Below are 439 nucleotides of genomic sequence, written 5' to 3' on the forward strand. Positions count from 1 at the left end.
GCGTCGCGGACGATCGCGGCTGTTGTACACGGCGAGGCCAGGATCGGCTCGGCGGCGGTCACGACCGCCCGCGCTGCGGCGATCAGCCGGTCCGTCGCCTGATCGAAGGAGATCGAGTCAGTGTCGGGGTCGGTGGCGTCCAAGACCGCCAGCGCCTCGCGCACTCGCGTCAGCCGACCGACCACCGAGTCGTCACGGACCGGCCGCTTTCCTAGCCGCGCACCCGGCTGATCGGCCTGCCGTGCGTTGGGGGTTGGGCCCGTGCGGGGCGTGCGGGCCGTCATGAGTTCTCCAGCGACGCGGTGCGGGACCGTGGCCCGGCGGTTCTGGTGGTGGCGTGAACGGCGCTACCGGCCCCGGGGGTGGGGTTGCCGGTGGCGAGGTCGAGGACGGTGAGGGCGTCTACGTGCGCGGTGGCGCGGTAGAAGTCGCGGGCGGC

General features: G+C 73.6%; 1 protein-coding gene. It reads right to left on the reverse strand.

Features of this window, described 5'->3' with window-relative positions:
* Window positions 1–284, reverse strand: a 284-nt coding sequence (locus tag J4573_RS53445) for a hypothetical protein (protein ID WP_208264194.1), incomplete at its 3' end; no start/stop codon positions are given.
* Window positions 285–439: the final 155 nt, after the last annotated feature.

This window comes from Actinomadura barringtoniae (assembly GCF_017573505.1).
Classification (GTDB): domain Bacteria; phylum Actinomycetota; class Actinomycetes; order Streptosporangiales; family Streptosporangiaceae; genus Spirillospora; species Spirillospora barringtoniae.